18 protein-coding genes and 1 pseudogene are annotated in these 19,915 nt (G+C 36.9%); 9 read left to right on the top strand and 10 right to left on the bottom strand.

All coding sequences use genetic code 11. The features are described from left to right. Nucleotides 1-7: 7 nt before the first annotated feature. Entirely contained in the window at nucleotides 8-1,324 is a 1,317-nt protein-coding gene (locus tag J2Z23_RS13515; RefSeq protein WP_209974226.1) for an ABC transporter substrate-binding protein, read from the top strand. Nucleotides 1,325-1,726: 402 nt separating this feature from the next. On the opposite strand, the pseudogene J2Z23_RS22320 reads toward J2Z23_RS13515, so the two are convergent. After that, a pseudogene (locus tag J2Z23_RS22320) lies at nucleotides 1,727-1,990 on the bottom strand (amino acid permease); the annotation flags it as partial. A gap of 366 nt (nucleotides 1,991-2,356) precedes the next feature. Next, nucleotides 2,357-2,791, bottom strand: a complete 435-nt coding sequence (locus J2Z23_RS13505) for a DUF2243 domain-containing protein (protein ID WP_057983642.1) — start codon at nucleotides 2,789-2,791, stop codon at nucleotides 2,357-2,359. A 357-nt stretch (nucleotides 2,792-3,148) separates the two neighbouring features. Between J2Z23_RS13505 and J2Z23_RS13500 the strand changes: the two genes are divergently transcribed. After that, nucleotides 3,149-3,334, top strand: coding sequence for a type Z 30S ribosomal protein S14 (locus J2Z23_RS13500; protein ID WP_209974224.1), 186 nt, complete (start codon nucleotides 3,149-3,151; stop codon nucleotides 3,332-3,334). Nucleotides 3,335-3,547: 213 nt separating this feature from the next. Here J2Z23_RS13500 and rbsK read toward each other — a convergent pair whose 3' ends face one another. From rbsK to J2Z23_RS13485, 3 genes are read right to left on the bottom strand one after another with little or no spacing between them, the layout of a single operon-like run. Beyond that, the gene (gene rbsK / locus J2Z23_RS13495; RefSeq protein WP_209974221.1) at nucleotides 3,548-4,462 is read right to left on the bottom strand and encodes a ribokinase; all 915 of its coding nucleotides are present in this window, start codon (nucleotides 4,460-4,462) and stop codon (nucleotides 3,548-3,550) included. A gap of 38 nt (nucleotides 4,463-4,500) precedes the next feature. Beyond that, complete coding sequence (rpe, locus tag J2Z23_RS13490) at nucleotides 4,501-5,172, bottom strand: ribulose-phosphate 3-epimerase (protein ID WP_057983636.1); 672 nt, start codon at nucleotides 5,170-5,172, stop codon at nucleotides 4,501-4,503. 1 nt (nucleotide 5,173) lies between these two features. After that, a complete protein-coding gene (locus tag J2Z23_RS13485; protein WP_209974219.1) occupies nucleotides 5,174-6,172 on the bottom strand; it encodes a LacI family DNA-binding transcriptional regulator in 999 nt (332 codons plus the stop codon). Between the two features lie 186 nt (nucleotides 6,173-6,358). On the opposite strand from J2Z23_RS13485, the gene J2Z23_RS13480 reads away from it, so the two are divergent. The 4 genes from J2Z23_RS13480 (at nucleotide 6,359) to J2Z23_RS13465 (ending at nucleotide 11,037) form a co-directional block, all read left to right on the top strand. Beyond that, a complete protein-coding gene (locus tag J2Z23_RS13480) occupies nucleotides 6,359-7,759 on the top strand; it encodes a PTS transporter subunit IIC (protein WP_064468941.1) in 1,401 nt (466 codons plus the stop codon). A gap of 347 nt (nucleotides 7,760-8,106) precedes the next feature. Further along, the gene (gene desA / locus J2Z23_RS13475; protein WP_209974217.1) at nucleotides 8,107-9,156 is read left to right on the top strand and encodes a Delta(5) desaturase DesA; all 1,050 of its coding nucleotides are present in this window, start codon (nucleotides 8,107-8,109) and stop codon (nucleotides 9,154-9,156) included. 154 nt (nucleotides 9,157-9,310) lie between these two features. After that, nucleotides 9,311-10,441 (top strand): sensor histidine kinase, encoded by a 1,131-nt coding sequence (locus J2Z23_RS13470; RefSeq protein ID WP_209974215.1) that lies wholly within the window; start codon nucleotides 9,311-9,313, stop codon nucleotides 10,439-10,441. Next, nucleotides 10,438-11,037, top strand: coding sequence for a response regulator transcription factor (locus J2Z23_RS13465; RefSeq protein ID WP_057983627.1), 600 nt, complete (start codon nucleotides 10,438-10,440; stop codon nucleotides 11,035-11,037). Before J2Z23_RS13470 ends, J2Z23_RS13465 begins: the two co-directional genes overlap by 4 nt. A 306-nt stretch (nucleotides 11,038-11,343) precedes the next feature. Here J2Z23_RS13465 and J2Z23_RS13460 read toward each other — a convergent pair whose 3' ends face one another. Continuing rightward, entirely contained in the window at nucleotides 11,344-11,694 is a 351-nt protein-coding gene (locus J2Z23_RS13460; RefSeq protein ID WP_057994304.1) for a YxeA family protein, read from the bottom strand. Between the two features lie 322 nt (nucleotides 11,695-12,016). Between J2Z23_RS13460 and rhaM the strand changes: the two genes are divergently transcribed. The 3 genes from rhaM to J2Z23_RS13445 all read left to right on the top strand — a co-directional run bounded on the left by rhaM (nucleotide 12,017) and on the right by J2Z23_RS13445 (nucleotide 14,493). Next, nucleotides 12,017-12,331, top strand: a complete 315-nt coding sequence (rhaM, locus tag J2Z23_RS13455) for an L-rhamnose mutarotase (RefSeq protein ID WP_057983623.1) — start codon at nucleotides 12,017-12,019, stop codon at nucleotides 12,329-12,331. Nucleotides 12,332-12,378: 47 nt separating this feature from the next. Beyond that, nucleotides 12,379-13,704 carry an MFS transporter gene (locus J2Z23_RS13450; RefSeq protein ID WP_064468943.1) on the top strand — a complete coding sequence of 442 codons (1,326 nt, stop codon included), beginning with the start codon at nucleotides 12,379-12,381 and terminating at the stop codon, nucleotides 13,702-13,704. 612 nt (nucleotides 13,705-14,316) lie between these two features. Next, a complete protein-coding gene (locus J2Z23_RS13445; protein ID WP_165589582.1) occupies nucleotides 14,317-14,493 on the top strand; it encodes a hypothetical protein in 177 nt (58 codons plus the stop codon). Nucleotides 14,494-14,790: 297 nt separating this feature from the next. Here the strand turns inward: J2Z23_RS13445 and J2Z23_RS13440 are convergent, their stop codons facing one another. The 4 genes from J2Z23_RS13440 to chvE all read right to left on the bottom strand — a co-directional run bounded on the left by J2Z23_RS13440 (nucleotide 14,791) and on the right by chvE (nucleotide 19,838). Continuing rightward, nucleotides 14,791-15,582, bottom strand: coding sequence for a TerC family protein (locus J2Z23_RS13440; RefSeq protein ID WP_209974213.1), 792 nt, complete (start codon nucleotides 15,580-15,582; stop codon nucleotides 14,791-14,793). 345 nt (nucleotides 15,583-15,927) lie between these two features. Further along, nucleotides 15,928-17,082: a multiple monosaccharide ABC transporter permease gene (gene mmsB, locus J2Z23_RS13435; protein WP_209974211.1), complete on the bottom strand. Its 1,155-nt coding sequence runs from the start codon at nucleotides 17,080-17,082 to the stop codon at nucleotides 15,928-15,930. After that, the gene (mmsA, locus tag J2Z23_RS13430; protein ID WP_064468944.1) at nucleotides 17,079-18,611 is read right to left on the bottom strand and encodes a multiple monosaccharide ABC transporter ATP-binding protein; all 1,533 of its coding nucleotides are present in this window, start codon (nucleotides 18,609-18,611) and stop codon (nucleotides 17,079-17,081) included. Before mmsA ends, mmsB begins: the two co-directional genes overlap by 4 nt. 168 nt (nucleotides 18,612-18,779) lie before the next feature. Further along, on the bottom strand, nucleotides 18,780-19,838 hold the full coding sequence (gene chvE, locus J2Z23_RS13425; RefSeq protein ID WP_209974209.1) for a multiple monosaccharide ABC transporter substrate-binding protein: 1,059 nt from the start codon (nucleotides 19,836-19,838) through the stop codon (nucleotides 18,780-18,782). Nucleotides 19,839-19,915: the final 77 nt, after the last annotated feature.

Raw genomic sequence — 19,915 nt, 5'->3', positions numbered from 1 at the left:
TTTTATAATGAGAAAAATCCTTACTGGCTTAACATTATCGATATTACTCATATTAGGGGCATGCAGTAGTGGAACTGGGGATGAAAAGGGAAACTCTAGTGAGCCAGGAAACTCTGAGGAAAAAACAACTATTACATTTTGGCATGCTATGAGTGGTGATAATGGAAAAGCGATAGAAGAAATTGCCGAAAAATTTAATGAACAATCTGATTCCGTAACGGTGGAAGCTATTTTTCAAGGAAGTTATGAGGATCTATTAAATAAATTACGTGCAGTTGGCGGTTCTAGTGAGGCTCCTGCACTTGTACAGGTTTTTGAAGGTGGGACCAAATACATGAGCGGAAGTGGTTTTATTACACCCATGCAGGAGTTTATTGATAAGGAACAATTTGATGTTTCTACATTGGAACCCAATATTTTATCCTATTATCGGGTAGATGACCAACTCTATTCTATGCCTTTTAACACATCGAATGCAGTAATGTTTTACAACAAAGACATGTTTAAAAAAGTGGGATTAGATCCCGAAAATCCCCCGCATACTTTCAGCGAAGTACAAGAAGCAGCCGCAAAACTGACAGATGGCAAAAAACAATATGGTTTTTCTTTTGCTACGATTAGCTGGTTTTTTGAAGAATTGATGGCTAATAATGGTGGTGTCATTATTAACCAAGACAATGGCCGCACTGGAGAGGCTACAGAATCATTGATAAATTCTGAAGAAGGGTTAAGTATCTTTAACTGGATTAATGAGATGAACCAAGCAGGTACGTTCAAGAATTTTGGTAGTAGCTGGGAAGACCCACGGGCGCCATTCTTTGCGGGCCAATTAGGCATGTACTTCGACTCAACAGCTAATACGGCCGAAGTTATTAAGAATTCTCCATTTGAGGTGGGGACCGCGCCGATTCCAGTAGCAGATGGGAAGGAGCCGCAGGGAGCTGTTGTTGGTGGAGCTTCAGTATGGATTACTAATCAAGTATCTGAAGAAAATCAAAACGCCGCATGGGAATTTGTAAAGTATATGACAAATGCTGATGTGCAAGCTGAGTGGGCGGCAGCGACTGGTTATTTCCCGATCACCCCTGCAGCCTATGATGAAAAAGCGCTAAAAGATGTTCATGAGGAATATCCTCAATATTTAACAGCTGTAAAGCAATTGGAAAATACAAAAGCTAACCCAGCGACTGCTGGCGCATTATTTACGATTATGCCTGAAGCAAGAATGATCATTGAAACAGCGCTTGGTGAAATGTATGAAGGAAAAGATCCAAAAGCCGCACTTGATGATGCAGCAAAAAAAATCACTGAAGCTTTAGAATAAGAGGTTTGATCAGACATGCAAAAATGAAGGAAGCTCCACAAGCTGCGCCTGAACTGTGCAAGAGAAAGTTCTGCTTTACTATAAAAGAGGCCACTGTTTTACCCATTTGAAATCTATTAAAATTCTTTAGAAAAAATCCGCTCATAAGCCTCTTGGCAGTTGAGCGGATTTTTAATGCGTATGTTTTAATGTTGTACTAGGCTGGGGGACTGTCGTGTCAGCCTTATTTCAAATAGTTTTTCAGGAATTTTCCTGCTGTTAGTTAAATCGTTAATTAAGTCCGCCAGTAGCGACAATCAACTTTAATTAGAGTAAAAAACGATGAGTCTTATAATAAAGTTTTTTGAAAAATAGAGTTTTTCAAGGGATTTACAGAATTTAAAGTTTCTATTGTAGAAGCTGTTAGTCTTGTTCTGTTTCCGAAGAACCAAATAAAACGCTTACCGATAAGACTATAAACATCACGATTGCTGCCACCTTAATCACGAAAACATTTTGCGTTCGTTCAAATCCTTTTGTAACAATTAGCACAACAATTATAACTAGAATGGCATAAGCAGAAGCGAGTAACCATAAAGGTATATTTGGAAACCAAAACCTCGAAAGGATGGAAAGAGCTGTAAGTTGACTGTCAGTTATGAGCATTTCAGAAAACCAATATACCCAACCGCAACTGAACCCTGCCCAGGAACCATAAGCTTTTTTGGCATAAGATCGAAAAACTCCTTGTTAGGGGGCTTGGGCGGACATCTTTGCTAGCGTTTCTGTCACGATATAAGTACCAATACCTGCTAAAATATAGGAAATATGAAACGAAGGACTGTCTTTTTTAGACCAATTCCCGAACCGAAAAATAGCATGTTCCAATAATACATCCAACCCCAAGAGGAGATAGTTGCCACCATGTTAATTTTTTTCTCCCTCCTAATTCACTTACTGCCTGCACGGGCGGGAATTTCCATATAAAATTCCCTCCATTCTTAATCCATTATTATTAACTGAGAAATTTTTATTGTTTATAGGCTAAAATCCTCATGTTTTCTTTTTAGATAAAAGAAAAAGATAAAAACCAGAGGAAATCAGAATGATAGATAAACCATCATATAATAGGTCGAAGAGAAGGATATTGTTGGTACGATAATAAACATGATGGATCTGTAAAATATGGTGATTTATAATACCCTCAATTAAATTAAAGACTCCAGCACCCAACAAAAAACTAGCCCAAAACAGATGCTTAGGTTTAGGAAGCTTTTTGCTATCACTTACCCATAATAAATAGCCACCAATTAACACAATCAATGTAACTAAGAGGTGAAATAAACCATCACTAACGATTTGATTAAATCTGCTTGTATACATATAAACACTGTGAAATTGAAATATTTGATGGAGGATAATCCCATCAAGCATTCCGATAATACCCATTCCGAATAGAAAGGCACCAATAAACGTTCGATTCTTCATACATATACCACCTCTAAAAATGGACATCTTCAATCACAAGTATGATTTCCTTATGAGTATAGATTATGCAATTCATATTGAGAGGGCTAAATATTAAATGGGAGGGATGAGAAAGGGAATATATGCATAGTGATAATTATTTCCACATGGTAGAGAGAAATTTAAGGGCACACAGATAATTGAATAAAAGGGGTGTTTTTTATAAATAGGGTAGGTGAACAGAGCAACTTTGATCCATGCCTAATGACTTTACTTTCACGTTTTAAATATCCAAAATGTACCTGTTTAAATACTAGAGAAAGTGAGTTAAAATAATAAATACGCTCCTACCTCCAAAATATAAAAGGAGGAATTAAGATGGCGAAAACATCTTTAATAGTAAAACAAAGCAATAATCAAAAATATCAAGTTAGAGAATATACACGTTGTGAACGGTGTGGCCGTCCACATTCAGTGATTCGGAAATTCAAACTATGTCGAATCTGTTTTCGTGAACTTGCTTATCAGGGACAAATTCCTGGAATAAAAAAAGCAAGTTGGTAATGCAAAACTCTCCTAGATTTTAGGCGGAGTTTTTTTATTGTAAACAGCTGCGAAAAGTTTTGGGGATTAGGAGAGGGAAAATCTCTGTGATTAATATAATAAGCAGCTAAATGCCAGCTGCTAACGATGTAATAACATCTGGCTAAATAAAAAGGATCCTGTACTCGAATTATAGTATAGGATCCCTTTTATTAGAAAAGCTAATTGGCTGATTTATTTTATTAAATACGACTCTACTTCATTCAGTGTTGGGATGGCTTCTTGACCACCATGACGTGATACTTTTATACCTGCTGCCACACTTGCAAATTTGGCAGACTCTATTAAATCATTAGTATCTAAATATGAGCTTGCAAGTGCTCCGGCAAAACAGTCGCCTGCTCCAACTGTATCAACTGCTTTAACTTTAATTGCGTCCACTATCGTTGCCTGTCCATTTTGATAAATAAGGCTTCCATCTTCGCCCATTTTTACTATTACATCTTTGATTCCAAGTTCATTTAATTTTTTTGCTGCTTCAAGTGCGGAAGCTTCATCTGTCACTTCAATACCAGTAATCCTTTTCGTTTCTTGTTTATTCGGTGTGATTAAGTCAGCATATTTGAAAGCTTCGTCAAAGATTCCATCCGCTGGTGCCGGATCTAATACAACATACATATTCCGTTCTTTAGCGGCTTTCATTGCGGCAATAATAGATTCCCTGCTTGTCTCCATTTGGATCAACAGAATTTTAGCATCTATTTGGGCGAATGTTTTTGTTATATCTTCCGATGTGAGGGAATCATTAGCACCCTTTGCTCCCACCATTGTATTTTCACCTGTGCTATCAATCATTGCGACGAAGGTTCCTGTTCCAGACTCTTCACTTTGAAGGATATGTGTAGTATCGACGTTTTTAGAATTTAAATTTTGAATTAATTGCTTTCCAGCACTATCATTTCCCACTGCTCCAATTAAGCAAGCTTTCTTTCCGAGTTTTGCCACAGAGACAGCTTGGTTTGCTCCTTTACCGCCCGGCTTCATAGCAATGGAGTCGCAAAATAGAGTATCACCATATTCAGGATAATTCGGTGTATCCACAATTACATCCATATTTATACTGCCGACAACTGCTATATCATATGCCATTTTCAATACCCCCAATTTTTAGTTGAAAAGTTTCCAGTTTATTTCGTTTCATGGTTAAATAATTTTCTAGTAAGAGCAACGTTTTCCTCAAGAGTATGATGACTATTGAAGATAGCACTTGTACCTAAAACGTACATTGTGGCTCCATTTTCCTCACATTTCGGTATGGTATTTGCTCCGATATTTCCATCCACTTGTATTTCGATATTACGATTATATTTTTTTATAATTTCACTTACTTTTGCTATTTTTCTGTACATTGTCGGAATAAATTTTTGACCTGCAAATCCAGGATTTACGGTCATGATGACAATATAATCCAAGAGATCATAGACATTATCCAAAAACTCTAAAGATGTACCGGGGTTAATGGCGACACCCGCTTTTATTCCATGATTTTTAATTCTCGATAGTAGACTGTGCAAGTTTTGAGTTGATTCTTGATGCACAGAAATCATCTCAACACCGCAATCAACAAATAAATCAATATGTCTTTCTGGTTCTTCAATCATTAAATGAACGTCTATTGGAGTGTCTGTTAATTTACGTACCGTCTTAACAAAGTCTGGCCCCAAAGTAAAGTTAGGTACAAATTTTCCATCCATAATATCAATATGGTAAAAATCCACACCTGCCTTATCTAATTCTTTCATGTTTTGTTCTAAATTTCCTAAGTCTGCACACATCAGTGATGGTCCTAATTTATACATGTCAATTCCCTCCAGATGATTTTCGGATCACTAGACTTGGTTCTAAATGATATTGTTTGGGCTTTTGATTTTTATGCTTTATTAAATGAATTAATTCACTTACAGCTAGTTTGCCAATGTCACGTTTACATTGATCCACTGAAGAGAGAGGTGGATACATATATGAAGAAAGGCTTACATTATCATAACCAACAATCTTCACTTCATTGGGAATTTGGAACCCAAACTCATGACAGGCCCGCATGGCACCAATAGCCATTGCGTCATTCGCACAAAAAATACTATCGAAAGATTTTCCCGTTTGAATTAGCGCTTTCGCATTCTCATATCCACTCTCTATTCCAAAGTCACCATAGCAAATTGTTGTTTTTACTGGATTTTCTGATTCGTTTAGTGCAAGTGTGAATCCAGTTAATCGATCAATTGCACTTTTTTCATTTTTAGGACCTGAGATAAAAACAAGGTTTTTGCACTGCTCATCACGGATAAGATGGGTAACAGCTAGTTGAGCACCTAATGAATGATCTACAGTAATGGCTGAATAGGGATGTTCGAAATTAGCCCGGTCAATAGTAATTGTTCTAATCCCACGTTCTTCCAAAACAGCAAGATCATTTGGTCCCACATGTAATGAATTAATAATTGCTCCACTAACATAGTGATCAATCATCGAATCTAAATAATATTCAACTTTCGCTCGATCGTCATCACTATTACATAATAAAATGTTAAATCCATTCTCGTTTGCGAACTTTTCAACTTCCTTGACTAGTTCAGGGAAAAATGGATTATTAAGCGTTGGAACAAGAAAGGCGATTAAATTTGAATTTCCTTCAGATAAACTTTTGGCTAACCTATTTGGTTTATAATTTAACTTTTTTATAATGTTTTCCACATGAGTAATTGTTTCTGTACTAGCGCCACCTTTATTGTTAAGAACTCTTGAAACCGTAGCGACAGAAACACCCGCTTCCTTAGCGACATCTTTTATAGTGACCATTATCTTCCCTCATTTGCGTAACCGATTACTAAATTTTATTTAATCACTATGGATAACTAATGTCAATATAAAAATAGAAGGGAATTTTAATGTTGTATATTAAAAAAAGTTCTGTTATAGTTTTGATAAACGTTTACGTAACCGATTACTAATTTTACTCATTTTATAAAAAGGAAGGTCATCCAGATGTTTATTGAACGATTAAATGATGCTTTTAATGCCTTTATTAATTTAGGTGGGTCGGCCATGATGTTTATTATCATTACGATTCTATCTTTAATAGTGGGGGTTTCTATTTCTAAAGCTATTGAAGGCGGTTTACGAATGGCCATTGCATTAACTGGTATGGGAGCTGTAATTTCATTGCTTTCCAGTGCTTTTGCGCCTGCTTTAGAGAGTTTTGTAGAGTCAACAGGGGTGTCCTTATCTGTCACTGATTTAGGGTGGGCGCCACTCGCAGTGATCACATGGGGTTCTGTTTATACTTTATATTTTGCTTTTATTTGCCTTATAGTAAATGCAATTATGTTAATTGCGAAAAAAACAACTACATTAAATGTAGATTTGTTTAATATTTGGAACCTATCTGTTATTGGGCTCCTTACCATGTATTATTCGGATGACAATTTAATCTTAACGACTTTATTTGTAGGATTTATCTATGCTCTTATGCTTATTAACGCTGATGTTATGAAGCCTACCATTAATAAATTACTAGGTTATGATAAAGAAAATATTACAACTACTGCTCATCCATCTTTGTTAATCGCACCAGTAGTAATGTTGTTTAATAAAATTATTGATGTTTGTTTGCCTTTTATTGATAAATTTGATTTCAATGCCGAAGCATTAAATAAAAAGATTGGATTCTGGGGAAGTAATTTCGCGATTGGTGCTTATTTGGGGGTGTTTATTGGTTTATTAGGTCGTCAGTCGGCAGCTGAAATATTCACCCTAGCTTTTACAGGGGCCGTTGCACTTGAATTATTTTCACTAGTTGGTAGTTGGTTTGGTCCCGCAATTGGTCCACTATCAGAGGGAATAACAAATAAAATGAGTAAACGGTTTAGTGGACGGAAACTACTCATTGGAATTGACTGGCCTATTTTAGCCACTCGCGCTGAACTATGGGCTGTAGCTAATATTTTGGCTCCGATTCTTCTTGTTATAGCTATCTTTCTCCCAGGGAATAAGGTACTGCCACTGGGTGGGATATTATTGACTGTTCTAGCTCCAGCTTTGTTAATTGTAACGCGCGGAAAAGTTATCCGTATGACAATTATTGGGACAATTTTAATTCCACTATTCCTATGGGCGGCTACTTTTATTGCGGAATTTGTTTCGAAAACTTCTAAGGCCATGGGGAATTTCCCGGACGGTTTTGCTTCAGATGCCTTAATTTCTTCTGTAGACTCCGATCCAATTGAGAAAATGCTAGCTATTCTATTCGGAAAAGCTGTTAATACTATGGATATGAAGTTAATAGGATTTTCTGTATTAGCATTGGTAGGTTATATTTTATTATTTGCCTGGTACTTTAAACAAATGCGTAAAGAAAATAGGGAGATAGAAACAGAAAGTAATTAATCCGGACAGTTATTTAAGTATAAATGAATGGAAGAGCAAATAGATTTGGAGAGAATTCCAAATCTATTTGCTCTTTCTTTTTGAACGCAATAGTACAATGTCATAGATGTTAAAAATTCAAGTATACAACAACCTTCAATCTAATGACGAAGTGCTAACCTTGGATTAGATCATTCAAGCTTAAGCTACTTAGAAGTGAGAGAGGAAATTCATTAGTTATTTAATTTATGGAAGAAAACTCACCCATGACATCTATCATGGTCTGCCCGTGACATTCATGTCTTTTATCGATTATTAACATTTCTTAAAATAAAGGAAAAAGATAACGAGAAAGGTGACGTGATTTGATGGCTCAGCTTGATCATCGTAATTTAAGAAAGGAAATTGCCCATTATGAAAAGTCAGATACAAAGAGTAGTATTTGGCAAGTGATCAATACACTTGGTCCGTTTTTTCTTTTATGGTTCCTAGCTTACAAAAGCTTATCTGTTTCTTATTTTCTAACATTGGGACTTTGCATCATTGCAGCTGGATTTTTGGTGCGGATTTTCATCATTTTCCATGATTGCTGTCATGGCTCGTTTTTTCAAAAGAGAAGGGCAAATCAAATTTGGGGTACGATTACAGGGATTTTAACTTTCTGTCCTTATGAACAATGGAAGCATAGTCATTCGATTCACCATGCCACAAGTAGTAATTTGAATAAGCGTGGTACAGGTGATGTTTGGGTTATGACGGTGGATGAATACGTCGCTGCTTCCAAATTACAGAAATTAACGTATCGTTTGTATCGTAATCCATTTGTGATGTTTGTACTTGGTCCAATCTATATTTTTTTAATTGCCTATCGATTCAATACGAAAAATGCTAAATCAAGAGAGCGTCCCAACACTTATATTACCAATATTTCAATTGTAATAGTTATTGCCCTATTATGCTGGTTAGTCGGTTGGCAAACGGTTCTGTTAGTTCAGGGTCCAATTTTCTTTCTTTCTGGTTCACTAGGAATTTGGTTGTTTTATGTTCAACATCAATTTGAGGATTCTTATTTTGAAAACCAGGATAATTGGGATTTTGTCAAGGCAGCTATAGATGGAAGTTCTTATTATAAGTTACCGAAAGTTCTTCAATGGTTAACAGGAAATATTGGTTTTCATCATATCCATCATTTAAGTCCAAGAATCCCAAACTACTATTTAGAAGAAGTGCATAATAACCATAAGTCTTTACAAGAAGCCACAACCATTACTTTATCCAGCAGTCTACGTTCACTGCATTTCCGCTTATGGGATGAAAAAAATAAAAGATTCATTGGGTTTAGAGAAATTAAAAGAATGATGGAAAAAGAAAGCGAAGATAAACTTTCTGTCTCAGTTTCATCAGTGAAAAATTCGTAGGATTCTTAAAACATCTTTGTGTTATGATGGCAAAGAGGCCCTACAAGGGAGAATCAGAGCGCATTGCTTAAGCCTGCCGACAGAATGTCGCAAACAAAGCTGTTTCATGAAAAGAGCGCTTGCGCTATTCTTATTCGGATATGAGGTTAAAGAGATGAAAAAGATTATACAAAAACTGAAAAGTTCGGGAATATCTCCCTATATATGGACAATTCTAGCCATTCTCCCATTTTATTTCGTTCTCCAATCATCTGCAATTGTGGACGTAGTGATGGGAATTACGTTGATTATTATTTTCTTCGTTGCCTTACGTTTTGCTTATGTGTCAAAAAAATGGCCTGTCCATTTATGGACGATTATTTTAATTGCCATCTCCATGGCCATGTCTCTGCTATTTCAATATATATATTTTGCCTTTTATATAGCCTACTGTATAGGGCATATCAAAAATCGCGCCACATTTTTAACTTTATATATTATTCATTTGCTTTTTACCGCTATTTCCATCACTTTACTTACGATTTATCATAATGATTCATTTTTACAAGAGTTGCCGTTTATTATCATCCTGTGTTTAAGTGTGATTTTATTGCCAATTAATATTTATAATCGTAAACGTCAAGAAAAGTTAGAACAACAATTAGAATATGCAAATAATAAAATTGCTGAGCTTGTAAAACAAGAGGAACGCCAACGGATTGCCCGTGATTTACATGACACATTAGGACAAAAATTGTCTATGATCGGTTTAAAAAGTGATCTAGCGAGAAAGTTGATTTATAAACGGCCAGAGCAGGCTAAACATGAGTTGAAAGATATTCAGCAAACGGCCCGAACAGCGTTGAATGAAGTCAGAACAATGGTCTCGCAAATGCGTGGAATTAGATTACAGGAAGAATTGGTGAGAGTTCGGGAAATTTTACATGTCGCCCAGATTGATTTGTTAGTCGATCATGATGTCGAGTTAAAAAATGTATCCATCTTCCTTGAAAATATTTTAAGCATGTGTGTCAAAGAGGCTGTCAATAATGTGGTCAAACATAGTCAGGCGAAGACATGTTGGGTTATGGTGGAGCAATCAGATAAGGAGATTGAAATCACGGTTGAGGATGATGGAGTCGGAATGAGCGATCATCGTTACTTTGCAAGAGGGAATGGTCTGATGGGGATAAAAGAGCGGTTAGAATTTGTCAATGGAACATTAGACATTACAGAGGGAAAGGGAACAATCCTTAAAATGAGGGTGCCGACCGTGATAAAAAAGGTGAAGGAGGAAAATATATGATTCGGATTGTCATCGCTGAGGATCAAAGAATGGTGTTAGGGGCACTTGGATCCTTGCTTAGTTTGGAAGATGATATGGAAGTAGTCGGAATGGCTAATAATGGCGAAGATGCTATTCAATTAGTGAAACAATTCGAACCTGATATATGTATTATGGATATTGAAATGCCAGGAAAGTCAGGGCTAGAGTCAGCTGAGGAACTACGAATTTTAAATTGTAAAGTGATCATCCTTACAACCTTTGCCAGGTCTGGATATTTTCAACGTGCGATAAAAGCTGGAGTTCATGGCTATTTATTAAAAGACAGCCCGAGTGAGGAATTGGCAAATGCCATTCGTCATGTTATGTCAGGTAGAAAAATCTATGCCCCTGAACTAATGGATGACCTGTATAGTGAGGAAAACCCACTTACTGTTCGGGAAAAGGCAGTATTAGAATTGGTAGCTGATGGAAGAAACACAAAGGAAATCGCAGAAACACTAAGTATTAAAACTGGCACAGTCAGAAACTACATTTCACAAATCCTCGATAAACTCGAAGTAACCAATCGAATCGAAGCTATCACCCAATCAAAGAAAAAAGGATGGTTCAAATAAAGATGGGGACTGTCCCCTGCTCTGATAAAAGGGTGCCGCGTTAATTAGTTAAAGATATTCAAAGGGGAGTTAGTAATTTTGTACTACCCCCTAAGGTTGCAGAGTTGCACTCTTTTGCTACTTTTTGGGAGGGACAATCACGTAATATAGGACATTCAAGATTTTGTTTTCGTTTTAGGACGAACTGTCCATTAGCAAGGTTGTTTTGGCTAATAATTAAAGAGATTAATTTTATTAACGAATGCCCATACACACAAAGAATAGCCTCGTTCCTACCCACATAGGAAAACTTAAATAATGAAGTGATTATTTTACTCCCTCTTGCAATTTCTCCAATGCTTTCTCTGGTATATCCTCTTCATTAACTTCTTGATATGATGTAACACCTTTTTTATCCTTATAATATAAGATCAAATAAGCATCCTTGCGAAGTTCTTTTAAAGCGAAGAATTCTAAGGTCGCTTCCTCTCCATCTTCATTAAATCCCGTTAATGTGTAATCATATATATCCTGACGACCATCGTCCTTTTTATCTCCATCTCCCTTTACTTGAACGTAATATTTTTCTGCGCCCAATCGGTTTAAATCAATCCCACAGCCAGTAAGAATAGTCGAAAATAACAAAGTAACTGTAAAAAAAAGAATAGCCTTCTTCATTTATATCCCTCCTGGTTTCATATTAACAATATCTATTTTAATGTGGATCCCCTACTGAAACTATTCATTTCCCTTACAATCATCGGTATTACCCTTACAATTTTGAAAGAATAATGGGGACAGTCCCCCAGTATATTAAAGTATTAACGTATTGGGGGACAGTCCCCGTAAAAACAGCTAAATGGGCTGAAACAAAGATAAGTAAAAATAAAATGTTGGTTTTGTGTTGACTTTTGTAAGGGGGTTCATTACTATAAAGATATCGATTGTTGCAAGCGTTACCACAAGAAAGCTTGATTTATAAAAGAAGGAAGGCGAAGGGATGAAACGAAAAGGATTTATTATGAAGGTTTATCCAGATAAACATGAAGAATATGAGAAGAGACATAATGAAATTTGGCCAGAGATGGTCGAGGAGTTACGCCGACATGGAGCGCGGAATTATTCCATTTTTTTAGATAAAGACACTGATCAATTATTTGGTTATATCGAGATAGCGGATGAAGAAAAGTGGAGTAGAATGGCAGAAACGGCAATCAACCAAAAATGGTGGGAGTTTATGGAGCCAGTTATGGAAACGAATTCAGATAACAGCCCGGTTACGATTGATTTAACAGAAGTATTTCATATGGACTAGGTTAAACCACGTAGTTGAAAGAAAACATCATAGAGTAGGAGAGAAAAATGGGGAATACAAAATTTGCTGCTAAAAATGTTACTGGATGGAAAGCGACCGTTGCCATATCAATGGCGAATTATATAGAAGCAGGTTCGATCATCGCTGCTGCTAGTAGTCTTACATTATGGCAAACATACTTAGGATTTGATAGTTTAGGTGTGGGTTTGTTAGGAGCATTAAGTGCCAATGCCTTAGGAGCCGCAATCGGTGCACTTATTGGCGGCCCATTAACGGATAAATATGGGAGAAAAATCATTTTTAGCTATGACTTAATGGTTTATATGATCGGGGTAGCTTTGATCGCAGCTTCTGTGAATTTTCCAATGCTATTAATTGGTACGATTATAACTGGAATTGCTGTAGGTGCAGGTGTGCCAGTATCTTGGACATATATTGCAGAGGAATCTCCGAAAGAAAAACGAGCCGCTCATGTGGGGGCAGCCCAACTCGCTTGGTCAATTGGACCGATGATTACATTTGCTTTAGCTGTAATCGTAGCTCCATTAGGACTATTGGGATCAAGGCTAATTTTCCTGCATTTATTAATTATCGCGGCGATTGCCCTTTATATTCGACGAGGGTTGCCAGAGTCGAAGATTTGGGAAGAACAAAAAGCAAAAGATGATCTGGATAAAGCAAATGGGATTATTAAAAAAGGTATTTTAAAGGAATTATTTACATTAAAGCCAAATCGTGAAGCATTATTTTTATTATTAGGTATCTATCTGTTTTGGAATTTAACGGCAGGGGCAATGGGATATTTTATGCCATATATTTATGAAAATGTTGGTGGATTAAGTAATATGCAAGCAAATCTCCTCCAGTCTTTCTTATGGATGTTTACTGTTCTAACGACGTTTTTTGTCTTCATGAAAATTGGAGATAAAATGAGCCGCAAAACATTATTCACTATTGGAGCAGTTATGGGTGTGGTTGCTTGGATTATCTTAACATTTATGCCAATGACATGGCCAACACTTATTACTTTTGTGATTTTATGGGGTTCTGCAGCAGGTATTGGAGCACAAGCCTTCTATGCATTATGGACAAGTGAATTATTTCCGACGAGATACCGGGCAACAGCGCAAGGATTTATGTATTTTATTGTAAGGACTGGTATCGCGTTGTGGTCAATCGCTTTGCCAATAATTATGGATACACTTACATTTGTGGTTGCCGGGATTGTCATGATGGCCTTCTTAGTCATCCATCTCATAATTGGGATTGTATTAGCTCCAAATACAAGGGGGAAGACATTAACAGAAATAGAAGAAGAGCGCTATGGCCACATTGTAGAAGATGATAGAAGTGTGTTGGAAAAGACGAACTAAAAACTGAGGGAAATTTGGAAACTATGCAAACAGCTTTTTGAGATAAATACGTGAAAGTAATAGCCTTTAACACTGTAAATAAATATTCTCGATATTAGGGATAGCTAATTAGTGTTCATGTGCCATGATGTGCGGTTCTATTCTTTTATTTGGTAACTTCTTCTCATCATGTTTACATGAGTTCAAACCATTTTTAAGAGAAGAGAAAGTATGTGATTATAATTGAATTGAGCTTCTGGTACTCATAATGAACAACTAAAAAATAAGATGCCATTTTCTTGGGCATCTTATTCTAATGGAATTTCATAATTCCCCAAGATGAGGGTGTTACCATGTTTTAGCTCATAATCATTTTTATAGATAAGATGCCTAATATCATTATATTGACTACCTTCATAACTATATTTTCCCTGCGGCTTATAGATGAACGACGCTACTTTTTTAAAAGTGTAAACAGTATATCTGTCATACTCTTCACCCTCAACTTTATGAAGGGTGTAACTTATCGCATAATCGCTTTTTGAATTTTCTTCTTCTATTATAGAGTACGTATTAGCTACATAAAATCGAGGTATCACCGAAAAAAGAAGAATTATTAGCAGGAAGAAATTGATGGCAAAGACGGCTTTAGTATTATTAAAATATAATAATGAAAAGATACAAAAGATAAAGAGAAAGACAAAATCGGGAATCAATGTACCAATGATGAATTCTTTTCCATCAGTTGGGGAGATGAAATCATATCCTAAAAGGGAAATAATGAGCATGGCTATTCTAAAAGTTCCGTAAACTAAAGATAACGAAATAAATAGTTTTCAAAATCGCTTTAGTTTTTGTTTTCAAAGGATTCATCTCAGTACGATTATGCCATACCTGTTTTCTCATAAATAGTTATTATTGAAAATAGCTACTTGGAAGTCGATTAGATTCTTCCCAAGTAGCTATTTTAGTGACTGTATCTTTCTTTCTAAATTAATAAAGACGATGGGATGTCGCGAGTTGGCCTGCTAGGAGGCGTGCACCTAGCAGATTTTCCTTTTCCCTTTAAAAGTTAATCCTAGTTAAATCAGCTCCTGCATGACTTTCTTATGAAGAAGAGCTTTCATGGGATGTCTTTTTTTTATGTGGGGTTGTTTTTCCTGACATAAACCAACCGATAACAGCAATTCCTAAAAGCACGCCCCAAAACGCAATTGTCCAACCTGTGCTATGTGGGAATTGTTCATCCAAGATTCCTACTTTTTCATGGCTAAGTGTAATGACAGCAAGTTTTATACCTACCCAAGCAACAATTAAATAAGCAACTGTCTCAAGTCGAGGACGGGATGCGAGAAGTTTTACAAATAGATTAGCTGCATATTTGATTAAAATCAAACCAGCAATTCCCGCTAATACAACGATTAAAAATTGTCCGCCATCCATTCCGCCAAATTGTGGAAGTGGTGTTTCTGGTAGAACGATCGCAAGTGCGACAGCAGCCAAGATCGAATCGATCGCAAAAGCAAGGTCCGCTAAGCCAATTTTGGCCACCGTTGGCCAGAACCCGCTACCAGCGGATTTTTTGTTCAAATCATCTTTTTCATCCTTTGCTGAACCAAAAAAGTCTTGAATGACATGTTTTAAACCTAAATAAATTAAGTAAGCTGCACCAATTGCTTGCACTTGCCATACATTAGCAATAAAAGAAATAGCGAATAGGGCTAAGAACCGGAAAAGAAACGCGCCCAAAATTCCGTAATTAATGGCTTTCTTTTTTTGTTCTTCTGGCAAGTGTTTGGCGATGACAGCCAAAACGAGTGCGTTGTCAGCAGATAAGATTCCCTCTAATCCAATGAGAATGATTAAAGTCCAGCCGTATTCAATCCATAGTGAGTCCAAGTAGTATTCTCCCTTCTAATAAAAAAATAGAGGCTTCTACCAATGAATGGTAAAAGCCCCTAAAAATATAAAGACCTTTACCACATTGGCAAAGGTCTTGCTAACAACGTTAAAAGTTGCCCGTAAAGCCGAGAGTATGATCGATACTCTGTAATGACGACTTTACCGTAAAAGCTACTCCCCTTTGAAACTATTAAAAACATAACATTAAATCTTCTATATGTCAATCAGTTTTTCCTTTCCCTTAATGGGACCCTGCTTCCTATAGTGGCGCTAGATAAAGGCGTGTATGGAGTGAAAGACAATATCACCACTTTCCCCTCATTGCAAAAAGTATCTGACTTACTATGCCGATTTCTTCTTACTAATAATATCAAAGGCAACTGCTATTAATAGTACAAGCCCTTTGATCGCCTGCTGCCAATCAATACCTAGGCCGAGAATTGACATTCCATTATTCATCACTCCCATGACTAAGCCGCCGACGATTGCGCCAATGACCGTTCCTACTCCACCATAAGCGGAAGCACCGCCGATAAAGACAGCTGCAATTGCATCCAATTCAAACAGGTTTCCAGCTTTTGGCGTAGCCGCATTTAAGCGTGCTGCAAAAATTAGTCCTGATAAGGCAGCTAAGACCCCCATATTGACAAACACTCCGAATGTAATTTGCTTCGTTTTCACACCAGAAAGCTCGGCGGCTTTTAAATTTCCACCTACTGCATAAATATGTCGACCGATAATGGTTTTCTTCATCACAAAGGTGTAGAGGGCGATAAGTGCAAGGAGAATGACTAGAATATTAGGAATGCCACGGTAGGTTGCTAACACATACGTAAATCCATTGACGATTAGGAAGATCGCTATTAGCTTACTATAGAATAGCTTGGTTGGCAGTACGTCAAACTGATATTTTACTTGTGATTGATGGTTCTTCCATTCGATTCCAATGAATAATAAAGAGAGGGCAAACCCAACGATCATCGATAAAGTATGAAAACCGCCATCGTTAAATGGATTGGGTAAAAAACTAGTACTAATTTTTTGAAAGGAAATCGGAAAGGGTGCAATCGATTGTCCTTTTAATACAACTAATGTCAAACCGCGGAATAATAACATTCCCGCTAATGTGACGATAAAGGCGGGAATGCCGACATACGCGATCCAAAACCCTTGCCAAGCTCCAATGATGGCCCCAAGTAGTAAGCAAATGATAATAACGAGGAAGGGATTTAAATTCAAGTTGACCATTAATATTGCCGCGATCGCACCGACAAAGGCCGCAACAGAACCAACAGATAAATCAATATGCCCAGTGATGATCACAAGAACCATCCCAATTGCTAAAACTAATATATAGCTATTTTGTAAGATTAAGTTCGTAATATTTAATGGTTTTAGAAGTGTTCCACCGGTTAAAAGTTGAAATAAGACGACAATGAAGATGAGCGCAATGATCATGCTATATTGGCGCATATTTAGTTTGAATAAGGCTTTCATTCTGCATCCCCCTTACTATTTGTCATATATTTCATTAATAATTCCTGTGTTGCCTCCGTTTTTGTAACTTCACCAGTAAATTCCCCTTCACTCATCACATAGATTCTGTCACAGATACCGAGGATTTCAGGCAGTTCAGAAGAAATCATTAAAATTCCTTTACCTTCATTGGCAAGGTGGTGGATAATTGTATAAATTTCATATTTAGCACCCACATCAATCCCACGAGTCGGTTCATCTAAAATTAGTAATTCAGGCTCTGAAAAAATCCATTTACTTAAGACGACTTTTTGCTGGTTTCCTCCGCTTAAGTTTCCGGTTTTCTGAGTAACAGAAGGGGTTTTGATATTCATGGTTCTTCGAAAAGAATCGGCTTGTTCATATTCTTCATATTGATCAACCACTTGTCTTTTAGAGATTTTCTCAAGTTTTGAAAGGGAAATGTTTTCTTTAATATCATTCATAAGAATGAGCCCATATGTTTTCCTATCTTCACTAACATAGGCCATTCCGGCTTCAATCGCTTTTGGTACAGTAGATACATCGATCAATTGACCACCCTTTAACACGTCACCTGAGGTCTTCTTTCCATAAGATTGACCAAATAAACTCATGGCTAATTCGGTACGGCCTGCACCCATTAATCCCGCAACTCCGACAATTTCCCCACGTCTAATATGGAAATGAATATCTTTTACGACTTGGCGATCTTTTTGTACAGGATGATCTACTGTCCATCCTTTTACTTCAAAAAAGGTTTTACCAATATTTGGCGTACGCTCTGGATAACGGTTTGATAAACTTCTTCCGACCATTCCATGAATAATACGGTCTTCGGTAATTTCTGCAGTGTTAATTGTTTCAATCGTTCTACCATCGCGGATTATTGTAGCCTTATCAGCCACCTGTTTAATTTCATTTAATTTGTGAGAGATAATAATCGATGTGATGCCCTTTGTTTGAAGCTCCTTTAAAAGGTTCAGCAAATTGATACTGTCACTTTCATTTAAGGCTGCAGTGGGTTCATCAAGAATTAATAAGCGAACATCTTTGGATAGAGCTTTGGCAATTTCAATAAGTTGCTGTTTCCCCACACCAATATTTTTAATGAATGTGTCTGGTGATTCCTTCAAACCAACTACTTTTAAAAGCTCTTTTGTTCTCTTTTTAGTTTCATTCCAATTAATAACACCCTTTACAGCTTGTTCATTTCCAAGAAAGATATTTTCTGCAATTGAAAGTTCGGGAATTAAGGCTAGCTCTTGGTGGATAATAACAATCCCTAACTCTTCACTTTGACGAATATCTTTAAAGTTGCATTCCTCATTTTTAAAAAAGATGTTTCCATCATATGATCCGTATGGATAGACACCACTTAACACCTTCATTAAAGTGGATTTACCTGCGCCATTTTCTCCACATAATGCATGAATTTCGCCTTCCTGTACTTGGAAGTTTACGCGATCAAGGGCTTTTACACCGGGAAATTCCTTCGAAATATCTTTCATCTCTAATAAAATGGGTTTCATCTTTTTCCCAACCTTTCAGATCTGTTCAGGCCATAAGGTAAAAGGGGTGGAAGACATCATCCGCTTCTCCAATGGGTGATGCCTTCCTAGTTACTGAAAACAGATTTTTTTGTTGCATGCCAATTGCTCACCGTGAGACAACTACTATGACGAATTCAGCTTTTCACATTATTGCACCTCATCTTCCGTATAGTAGCCACCCTCAATAATTACTTCTTTATAGTTGTCAATATCAACTAGCACTGGTTCTAGCAAATAGGAAGGGACAACCTTTTTGCCATTGTCATATGTTTCCGTGTCATTTACTTCCGCTTCTTCTCCTTCTAAAACAGCACTGACCATTTCAACTGCTTTTTTTGCGAGTTCACGAGTATCTTTAAACACTGTCGAGGTTTGTTCACCTGCTACGATGGATTTGATGGAGGCCAGTTCAGCATCTTGTCCGGTAACAACAGGTAATTCCTTGTAACCAATATTTTTCAGTGCAGAAATCACTCCAATACTAATACCATCATATGGCGATAAAATTGCATCGACTTCCTCATCTGTGTAATGTGTACTTAATAAGTTTTCCATTCTTGATTGTGCTTGGGCCGCATCCCATCTTAATGTAGAGACTTTATCCATTCCCATTTGTCCGCTTTTTACAATTAGTTTGCCTTCATCAATATAGGGTTGAAGAATTGACATCGCTCCATCATAGAAAAAATAGGCGTTATTGTCATCAGGTGAGCCACCGAACAATTCAATATTAAAAGGACCATCCTCATTCTTTAAATCCAAAGCTTCCTCAATGTATTGTCCTTGTAATACGCCTACCTGAAAATTATCAAATGTTGCATAATAGGTGACATGTTCAGTGCCTTTAATTAGCCGATCATAGGCTATCACTTGAATGCCTTCAGCATCTGCTTGTTCTAATACTGTCGTTAAAGCCTCCCCATCAATAGAAGCAATGACTAAAATATCGACTCCTTGTGTAATCATATTTTCAATTTGAGATATTTGGTTTTCCACCACATCTTCTGCGTATTGAAGAACAGTTTTATATCCTAGATCTTCGAATTCCTTCACCATATTTTTTCCATCATGCACCCAGCGTTCAGAAGATTTTGTTGGCATCGCAATTCCGACAAATCCTTTTTCACTTCCCCCTGTTTTTCCTCCACATGCTGTTAAGGTGACAATAAGTGCTAAAGAAATTAACATCAAAAGGTATTTCTTCATTATTTCTCCCCCTGTTTATTTGACTATAATTCAGTATATGGGGCTTGGATGAGATGTAATACAAGATGTTCCATATT

The organism is Lederbergia galactosidilytica, from assembly GCF_017873565.1.
GTDB lineage: Bacteria > Bacillota > Bacilli > Bacillales > Bacillaceae_C > Lederbergia > Lederbergia galactosidilytica.
Note: the sequence above shows the minus strand (reverse complement) of the source record. Positions and strands in the feature narration are given on the sequence as shown.

What these genes read in the sequence shown, in the direction of transcription:
- rpe (WP_057983636.1), bottom strand. Translation starts at nt 5,172, where the DNA reads ATGTATAAATTAGGACCATCACTGATGTGTGCAGACTTAGGAAATTTA.
- J2Z23_RS13465 (WP_057983627.1), top strand. Translation starts at nt 10,438, where the DNA reads ATGATTCGGATTGTCATCGCTGAGGATCAAAGAATGGTGTTAGGGGCA.
- J2Z23_RS13515 (WP_209974226.1), top strand. Translation starts at nt 8, where the DNA reads ATGAGAAAAATCCTTACTGGCTTAACATTATCGATATTACTCATATTA.
- J2Z23_RS13470 (WP_209974215.1), top strand. Translation starts at nt 9,311, where the DNA reads ATGAAAAAGATTATACAAAAACTGAAAAGTTCGGGAATATCTCCCTAT.
- mmsB (WP_209974211.1), bottom strand. Translation starts at nt 17,082, where the DNA reads ATGAAAGCCTTATTCAAACTAAATATGCGCCAATATAGCATGATCATT.
- J2Z23_RS13485 (WP_209974219.1), bottom strand. Translation starts at nt 6,172, where the DNA reads ATGGTCACTATAAAAGATGTCGCTAAGGAAGCGGGTGTTTCTGTCGCT.
- J2Z23_RS13460 (WP_057994304.1), bottom strand. Translation starts at nt 11,694, where the DNA reads ATGAAGAAGGCTATTCTTTTTTTTACAGTTACTTTGTTATTTTCGACT.
- J2Z23_RS13450 (WP_064468943.1), top strand. Translation starts at nt 12,379, where the DNA reads ATGGGGAATACAAAATTTGCTGCTAAAAATGTTACTGGATGGAAAGCG.
- mmsA (WP_064468944.1), bottom strand. Translation starts at nt 18,611, where the DNA reads ATGAAACCCATTTTATTAGAGATGAAAGATATTTCGAAGGAATTTCCC.
- chvE (WP_209974209.1), bottom strand. Translation starts at nt 19,838, where the DNA reads ATGAAGAAATACCTTTTGATGTTAATTTCTTTAGCACTTATTGTCACC.
- desA (WP_209974217.1), top strand. Translation starts at nt 8,107, where the DNA reads ATGGCTCAGCTTGATCATCGTAATTTAAGAAAGGAAATTGCCCATTAT.
- J2Z23_RS13500 (WP_209974224.1), top strand. Translation starts at nt 3,149, where the DNA reads ATGGCGAAAACATCTTTAATAGTAAAACAAAGCAATAATCAAAAATAT.
- rbsK (WP_209974221.1), bottom strand. Translation starts at nt 4,462, where the DNA reads ATGGCATATGATATAGCAGTTGTCGGCAGTATAAATATGGATGTAATT.
- rhaM (WP_057983623.1), top strand. Translation starts at nt 12,017, where the DNA reads ATGAAACGAAAAGGATTTATTATGAAGGTTTATCCAGATAAACATGAA.
- J2Z23_RS13505 (WP_057983642.1), bottom strand. Translation starts at nt 2,791, where the DNA reads ATGAAGAATCGAACGTTTATTGGTGCCTTTCTATTCGGAATGGGTATT.
- J2Z23_RS13480 (WP_064468941.1), top strand. Translation starts at nt 6,359, where the DNA reads ATGTTTATTGAACGATTAAATGATGCTTTTAATGCCTTTATTAATTTA.
- J2Z23_RS13445 (WP_165589582.1), top strand. Translation starts at nt 14,317, where the DNA reads ATGGCAAAGACGGCTTTAGTATTATTAAAATATAATAATGAAAAGATA.